Source organism: Acinetobacter sp. 18QD2AZ41W (assembly GCF_009829025.1).
GTDB classification, from domain to species: Bacteria; Pseudomonadota; Gammaproteobacteria; order Pseudomonadales; family Moraxellaceae; genus Acinetobacter; species Acinetobacter pseudolwoffii.
In genome coordinates this window covers 1-6,877 of the sequence record NZ_WURP01000025.1, presented here as the reverse complement: position 1 = coordinate 6,877, position 6,877 = coordinate 1, and the positions used below count along the sequence as shown (strand labels likewise).

Below are 6,877 nucleotides of genomic sequence, written 5' to 3'. Positions count from 1 at the left end.
GTTTTATGCTTGGATATAAGGCTTATTTTAAAATAATAGTAGTGAAGATTTTCTAAAATTAACATAATACACCTTATGCGAAATCGTCTGTATTAATTGTTTTATTTCAATAAGTTGTAATCCATAAAAAAGCCTAGTTTGAACAAACTAGGCTTTTTTATGGATTCTTCACGTTCCACGCCTAGTATTTAACCTTTGTTCCACAGTTTTGATTAGCTCCAGTCAACAATACCCTCACCCATTCGGCAAGAAAAAGCGACTGAGGAAGCCTCTTTTCGGCTGCTCTGGTTCAACCTGCTCCGGCACGGGAATACGCTTATTCTCTGTCTGTTCCAGAGTAGTCAATCCCTCATGTTTAGCTTCTGCTTTGTCCTGTTCTGGAGCTGTTTTGGCCATATTGGGCTGTACCAGTTCTTGATCGGTAAACGTAGTCATATGGGGTTTTGGAGCTTCTAATAAGCGTTGTATCGCTTCGATTTGATTATCTTTTGTTGCTAGTTGTTCTCTTTGAAAAATTTCTCGTTCATGTGCAAGTTCTAGCTGTTTTTTTAGTATGTCTACCTGCTGTTTTAGCATGTCTACTTCTGTCTCTTTTTGTACCGAAGTATACTGTAACGTGGTTACATTATTATTTTTGTGTGAGGGTTCTCCAAATACACGTATTGCTTCTGAAAAATCAATTTTTCCATCACTATTTTTAGATAAATCCCCTTTATTAATACGCTTATAAATGCTTTGGCGATTCATTCCATATAGATTAGCCAACTCAATAACAGACAATGCTTTCATCATGTAACCCAAGTAAAAAAGTGTATGTCAGTAAACATTAGGTAGTCATGTAACGTTACATGACTATTTTAACGATATCCAACTTTTTTAAGATATGGATAGAGTTCTTTAAATCGTTCAGGATCTTGTAGCATTTCGGCAATACGAATAGCAAATTGCTGGAAGCTTTCTGTGCCCTGAGAATATTTACCCATACTAGGAAGCTCTGAAAGCTTATTAGCAAACATATGACGTTGAGCATCTGTCATTTTAAAACATAGATCTACTGTGTCTAAATTTATGGTGTTAATTAGTTCTTGGTTTACAGATTTTTTTTGTTGGAGTCTGAATGAGAAACCAGTGATAGAACGCCCTTTTTTATGCTGTTCTACTTCAACTGTAATATCTGTGTGCTCTTTAATTTGCTTAATTGAAGGATCTAATACGCGTTTTTTAAAATCATGCATTCGATTGTATTCAGTATCTAGTACACCAATCTGTTTTCTAAAATCAATTAATTCTATTACTGGTGTTTTCCCAGTGCTTCTCCATGCAATCAAAATTTCATATAAACGTACAGCATATCCTGTACTTAGATAGCTAATTTGTTTCATTTCATAGCTTGTAAAATGTTTTTCAAGCCTTGTAATTAAAGGAATTATGGCTGGTGAAAATATAAGCTCAACACTTGCTGTATTATCGATATAAGCAATTTGTGAAACCCATCTACTAGTGATGTTTGCTACCCCTTTGGGACGTTGTTCTTGATAGCTAAATTGACGAGCGAATAGATCCTTACAAGCATCTTTTAGGGCTTGATAAGCGGTATTTCTATGTACATTGAATTGGTTTATATAACTTTCAGCATGAACTGTCAGGGGATCATTCGCATTAATACCTTTCCCACTTTCTCTAGCTTCCATGATCGCAAGAAGAATTAAGCGTTGTTCGACTAGGTCTAAATTGTAACTAGCATTAATTAAAGCATTATCTTTTACTATTAGCTCTTTCATAGCACTTTGTTTTTATGAGATAAGACGACAATAATATATTATGTCGTCTTATGCAAGGTAAGTGTCGTCTTATTGCAAGGTAAGTGTCGTCTTACTGCAAGGTAAGTGTCGTCTTATTGCAAGGTAAGTGTCGTCTTATAAGGCTCGAAAGACTTACTACAACTGGGCTATAGCCTATTCAAAAGCATTTAAAAGCTTAAAAAATAATTAAAAGCCCGACTAAAGAAAAATTGCCCTATGTTTTCGCTCTGCTCAAACTCTATTGAACTTCGCTTTCGCTCAGTTCGAAGGGGCAATTTTTTTCTCATACCGAATTCAATTTTTATAGTGAAAAAAGCACAAGCAAAAGCAACAACAAAAATGGATTCGCTTTGCTCATAACCCCTTTTTACTCGCGATGCTCGTTCTAGCGTCAAATTAAGCCCATTTATCCATAATTTTTTGAACTCAATTTATAAAAAAGCAGTTTTTCAGGGAGTCTAGGCGCGACTTTTCAGTGTGCCACTCGTAGACACTCGTTCAATACGTCCTATTTGACGCATATTGAATCTTTTCTGCTTTACGCATAGTTTCATGTTATTCAGATTAAAAGTGGCTAAAACGAGCGCTATGTCGCTTTAAATGGATTTCTACTGTCCTGCTCAAACCCCTCTACTGTGGTTTTGAGAATTTCATTTCGTACATGCCTCTCAGCAGTTCTTATTTTTTGATCTTCAGTCATTTGATTTTTTTCGATTAGAACAGCCGTTGCTGCTGTATCGATAAAGATTTGTTCTAGGCGTTTTAAGTCATTCGATTGATTGGCATGAAAACCAGTGACATCAAACAGCTTTTTACACATTGCACCCAAGTAGTAGTTTTCTCGATCTCGTTGTTTTTTTAGACTTGGATCGGGTTTATTTACTTTCGCATCGATACGCTTTTTCTGGTTTCTGAGTTTGATTTCAGCTTTCTTCTGATCCTGTTGTTGCAGATAGTTTTTTAAGGCATCCAGTTTTAAAAAATGTGCATCAATATCGGAACGCTTGGCTAAATCTAAAATGTCTCGTTCAAATTTTGTTGGCGTAGGCTGCGATTGAATTTTGGCCAAAGCTGCTATTTGTTTGAGATAGGCATTTTTTTCATAGCGACATTTTTTTATGAGAAGCCAGTCTGCTTCAGAAAAATCAGCCATGCTTTTTTTGCCTGGAAGGATGTCTAATAAGCGCTGTTCTATTTTTCTTTTGAAGGGCAGTTGTTGAATATGTTTGATCAGTTGTTTTACATCATCCAAAGTTAAAACCAATTTTTGACGACCAGCCATAAATGCTCCTAAAGATTCAACTATTTTTACCGTTAGTACAGTGAGCTTAACTTGTTATTGAAGTGAAATTAAAAATTAATTCTGTATGGCAGAATTAATTTTTATCTCGTCTCCCTGTCTTTTTTGCAAAACTATCCCTAGCGTGATAGTTTTGCAAAAAAGACAGAAGTCTTCGTCCTGCGGAGCAAAAGCAAAAGCCCCCGAAAATCGAGAGTAGCAATCAATGTTTTACATGGACATTCGGCATAATGTAAAGAAGGCGAATAGCAGCAAAAATACCTTCCATTACCTCACCAGGACTGGACATTTCTTGGCGAAAAAACAGGATGAAGAATTAGAGTTTGTCCGTTCCGGACATCTTCCTGCTTGGGCTAAAAATCGGCCTGCAGATTTTTGGAAAAGTGCCGATCAGCATGAAATTGAACGGGGTCGGACATCGACTGTTTTAACGGTTGCTTTGCCTAAAGAGCTGAACAGATTGCAGCGGATCGAGTTGGTCGAAGCATTTATTCAGGAATTTACCGACACGTATCAGTTTCCCTATACGGCAGCGGTACACCATCATGCCAGTGCTTTAACGGGTGAGGATCAACCGCATTTACATCTGATGTACTCTGAACGAAGCCTTGTCGATGGAATAGAACGATCACCAGAACAGTTTTTTAAACAGTACAGGCCCAAAAATCCACAGCAAGGCGGTGCACAAAAAATGACGGCCAATGCTTTGGGCCAGGGAAAGAATCAGGTGGTAATTTTTAGGCAGACGACCGAACAATTACTGAATGATTGCCTGCAGAAATATGCCCCACAAAAAAACATCATGCTTAATGGTCTAGCGTTAACGGTTGAAAATAGCGTTTCTTGTTTATCGAATCGGGATTACAACACACAGTTTGGTACCGATTTAAAAGATGTTCCGCAGATTCCGCGGTGGAAACTGTACAGTGCAGATCCCATTATTCAGCTCGACGTTCAAGCACAGAAAGAAACGATTCAACGGATCCGAGAAGAAAACAAAATGGAGCTGTATAAAACAACATATGAGAACGAACTGGCCAAGCGTGAGTTAGAACAGATAAAGCCGCTACAACAACGCTATGCTGATCGGAAAAAATACACGGATTTTGAACTGAATGAATTACAACGAACGATTGTGAAGGCTTGCCAAGGGGCTTCTTATCATGAATCGTTTTTAAAGATGCATCAGCAAAATTGTATGATCATGAATCGGCTTTTAGAACGTTCGGCTTTTGGTTCAGTTTGGTTAGAATTACAGAAACAGGCGTTAATGAAAGACTTGAGTTGTGAGCAATTAATTGTTCCTGGGGCGACGTTTATTCAGATCAATTTACAGGATGCGGAGCCATCGGTTTGGGACAAGCTTGATCAATATTGTTCGAATGAAGATGACCAAGCATATTTACATCATTTTTTAAGAAATCTAAGCCAATTTATTCAAAAGCTAGCTAATTTTGATGACACCCGGAGTCAAGCTTTCGATACGAACTTTAGTTATCAATTCTATCCATGGCAACGCAATGATATCCAGCGAAATTTTGAGGTGAAACAGGTTGAAATGCGAGGGTTTATGCAGCTTTATGAGGGTTTTATCGCACCGCTAGCGAGTCGTTATTTTACTGAAGATTATGAATTAGATCAGCAGCATAATCTTAAAAAGTTTAAAGAAAGAGATGATCTCATCATTGAGGCGTTAAATACTCACCTTGAACCCCAGATTCTAGATGCGGTTGAAGTCAATCAGCTCAAGAAAAATGAGTCATCCCATGACTGGAATGGACCAGGGTTTTAGGAGATTAAAATAAATGAACTATTTTTCCATATTGAAGCTGTAATCTTTTAAAAAAGCTAAAAATTATTTCAGATCACATATTTTCGTTTTAGTGCAAAAGCATCTTGTAGAGCATTATGGGGGATTCTTGACTCTGCTGCTAAACTCGCATCGCTGTTCCAAAGCTCCATTGTCAATTTTGGAGTAATCATACAACTACCTTGTTTAATTATGAGTGAAGTTAAAAACAATGAAAAATCTTCTGGCCAGTCAGCAACTATATGTATATTTTCATAGCGATTTAGAAAATTAAATAATATGTTTTGAAACTCTTTTAAATCAATAGCTTGTTTATTTAAAATAGGGATAACATTATCAAGTACCCATGCAGTGGGATTTATACATGGTAAAACTTCGTAAAAGTATCTTTCATTTTCATCAACAAGTGCCATCGAGATAAGTTCTCCACCAAAACCATTAAATTCACAATCTAGAAATAATTTCATGTTCACAATGACCGTATTTATTGCAATGATTTTACTTAAAACCAATTGAAAAATAGTGAATTAGACAGCTAATCGCATCATTTTTATATCAATTCTATTTATTGATACGCCATAGATTTGACTTTATAGCTCCCATTTTTGACTTCGCATAAGAAATTTTATGTTAAATGGATTCAATCTCTGTCATCAAAGTCAGCATTAATTCTATCGACAGTCCATTTTACTGTATTGTTATCTAAGTAAAAAAAATCTCTATTTAAAATATCATCTTCAAAAATTAAGCCATTAACATCTAGCTTCCCTTCTTTTAAATATCCAATAATTTCATATCTTAGACTATTATCTATTTGCTTAATTTGATGGGAATAATGTGTTTTCTCAATAAGGTAATCATCAAAAATAGTAGCTTCTAAATCTATAAGGTAATTTTTTTTGAGATCAATACATGAGGGTATTGAAGAACTAAATACCTCTAGAATTTCATTACGAACCTTAATTTTTAGAATGAATTCGAGATTCTCATTACATTCTATGATTTGAGCTATATATTTCACTTCGATTAAGATTTCCTAAAATTAACATAATACACGTTATACGAATTCCCAAGGCATGGCTTTTAGTCATGCTTTTTTTATCAAAAGACTATACCTGAATGATAGCGAGCCAAATCGCATACAATATCTATCATTAGACTTAATGCAATAATTAAATGATAGTATTATCATTAATCTAATAGAATTAAGATTAAATGATAGAAATGAATACACGTATTTATCTACGAGCTTCAACTAAAGATCAAGATGCAGAAAGGGCTTTGCAGATTCTTCAGGATCTAAACCAAAACTTGAATTTGGGTGAAACCATTGTGTACGTGGAAAACTATAGTGGTACGAAGTTAGACCGACCTGAATTGAATAAGCTACTGTCAGAAGCAAATCAAGGTGACACATTGTTAGTTGAAAGTATTGACCGCTTATCACGCCTAACCCAACGAGATTTTCAAGAGCTGAAGCGCAGGATCCAGGAGAAGGGACTTCGTTTAGTCGTAGCAGATCTTCCTACTACCTACCAAATGATTCAAACCAGTGACAGCATTACTCATTCAATCTTGGAACTCATCAACAATATGTTGATTGATCTTCTGGCAACAATGGCCCGCCTAGACAATGAGAAACGTATAGAACGTATTAAGCAGGGCCTGGCACGTTCGGGTTACAAACCAACAGGCAAGAAGGCAAATGAGGCTAAACATAAACGAATAAAAGAATTGCTAGTAGTTGGCAATATGACTAAGGAAGAAATTGCCAAAGCAGTGAATTGTGGAGTTGCAACTGTCTATCGAGTTGCTAAAGTTATCTAAAAGAGGCTTATCTCAACGCGCCCCCAATGGGGCACCGCTGCATTCAGGTTACTTCACATAAGAAATTTTATGTTAAATGATTGTTAGAAATGCCCCTTGATCGAGGCATTTTCTATAAAGAATACTAAAAACTAATTA

The 6,877-nt window shown here is 36.1% G+C and carries 7 protein-coding genes; 2 read left to right on the top strand and 5 right to left on the bottom strand.

What is annotated here, in order from left to right:
- Positions 1 to 234: 234 nt before the first annotated feature.
- The 3 genes from GVV58_RS14650 to GVV58_RS14640 all read right to left on the bottom strand — a co-directional run bounded on the left by GVV58_RS14650 (position 235) and on the right by GVV58_RS14640 (position 3,084).
- Entirely contained in the window at positions 235 to 789 is a 555-nt protein-coding gene (locus GVV58_RS14650) for a plasmid replication DNA-binding protein (RefSeq protein ID WP_171065308.1), read from the bottom strand.
- Between the two features lie 68 nt (positions 790 to 857).
- Entirely contained in the window at positions 858 to 1,781 is a 924-nt protein-coding gene (repM, locus tag GVV58_RS14645) for a replication initiation protein RepM (RefSeq protein WP_005198814.1), read from the bottom strand.
- Positions 1,782 to 2,388: 607 nt separating this feature from the next.
- Positions 2,389 to 3,084 carry a hypothetical protein gene (locus tag GVV58_RS14640; RefSeq protein ID WP_159516840.1) on the bottom strand — a complete coding sequence of 232 codons (696 nt, stop codon included), beginning with the start codon at positions 3,082 to 3,084 and terminating at the stop codon, positions 2,389 to 2,391.
- 223 nt (positions 3,085 to 3,307) lie between these two features.
- Here GVV58_RS14640 and GVV58_RS14635 point away from each other — a divergent pair, with 223 nt between their 5' ends.
- Entirely contained in the window at positions 3,308 to 4,894 is a 1,587-nt protein-coding gene (locus GVV58_RS14635; RefSeq protein WP_159516839.1) for a MobA/MobL family protein, read from the top strand.
- Between the two features lie 68 nt (positions 4,895 to 4,962).
- Here GVV58_RS14635 and GVV58_RS14630 read toward each other — a convergent pair whose 3' ends face one another.
- Positions 4,963 to 5,379, bottom strand: coding sequence for a hypothetical protein (locus tag GVV58_RS14630; protein ID WP_005198828.1), 417 nt, complete (start codon positions 5,377 to 5,379; stop codon positions 4,963 to 4,965).
- Positions 5,380 to 5,552: 173 nt separating this feature from the next.
- The gene (locus GVV58_RS14625) at positions 5,553 to 5,933 is read right to left on the bottom strand and encodes a hypothetical protein (RefSeq protein WP_015060210.1); all 381 of its coding nucleotides are present in this window, start codon (positions 5,931 to 5,933) and stop codon (positions 5,553 to 5,555) included.
- A gap of 194 nt (positions 5,934 to 6,127) precedes the next feature.
- Here GVV58_RS14625 and GVV58_RS14620 point away from each other — a divergent pair, with 194 nt between their 5' ends.
- The gene (locus GVV58_RS14620; protein WP_015060246.1) at positions 6,128 to 6,739 is read left to right on the top strand and encodes a recombinase family protein; all 612 of its coding nucleotides are present in this window, start codon (positions 6,128 to 6,130) and stop codon (positions 6,737 to 6,739) included.
- Positions 6,740 to 6,877: the final 138 nt, after the last annotated feature.

Coding starts and splice junctions, on each gene's coding strand:
- GVV58_RS14650 (WP_171065308.1), bottom strand. CDS start 789: ATGAAAGCATTGTCTGTTATTGAGTTGGCTAATCTATATGGAATGAAT.
- repM (WP_005198814.1), bottom strand. CDS start 1,781: ATGAAAGAGCTAATAGTAAAAGATAATGCTTTAATTAATGCTAGTTAC.
- GVV58_RS14640 (WP_159516840.1), bottom strand. CDS start 3,084: ATGGCTGGTCGTCAAAAATTGGTTTTAACTTTGGATGATGTAAAACAA.
- GVV58_RS14635 (WP_159516839.1), top strand. CDS start 3,308: ATGTTTTACATGGACATTCGGCATAATGTAAAGAAGGCGAATAGCAGC.
- GVV58_RS14630 (WP_005198828.1), bottom strand. CDS start 5,379: ATGAAATTATTTCTAGATTGTGAATTTAATGGTTTTGGTGGAGAACTT.
- GVV58_RS14620 (WP_015060246.1), top strand. CDS start 6,128: ATGATAGAAATGAATACACGTATTTATCTACGAGCTTCAACTAAAGAT.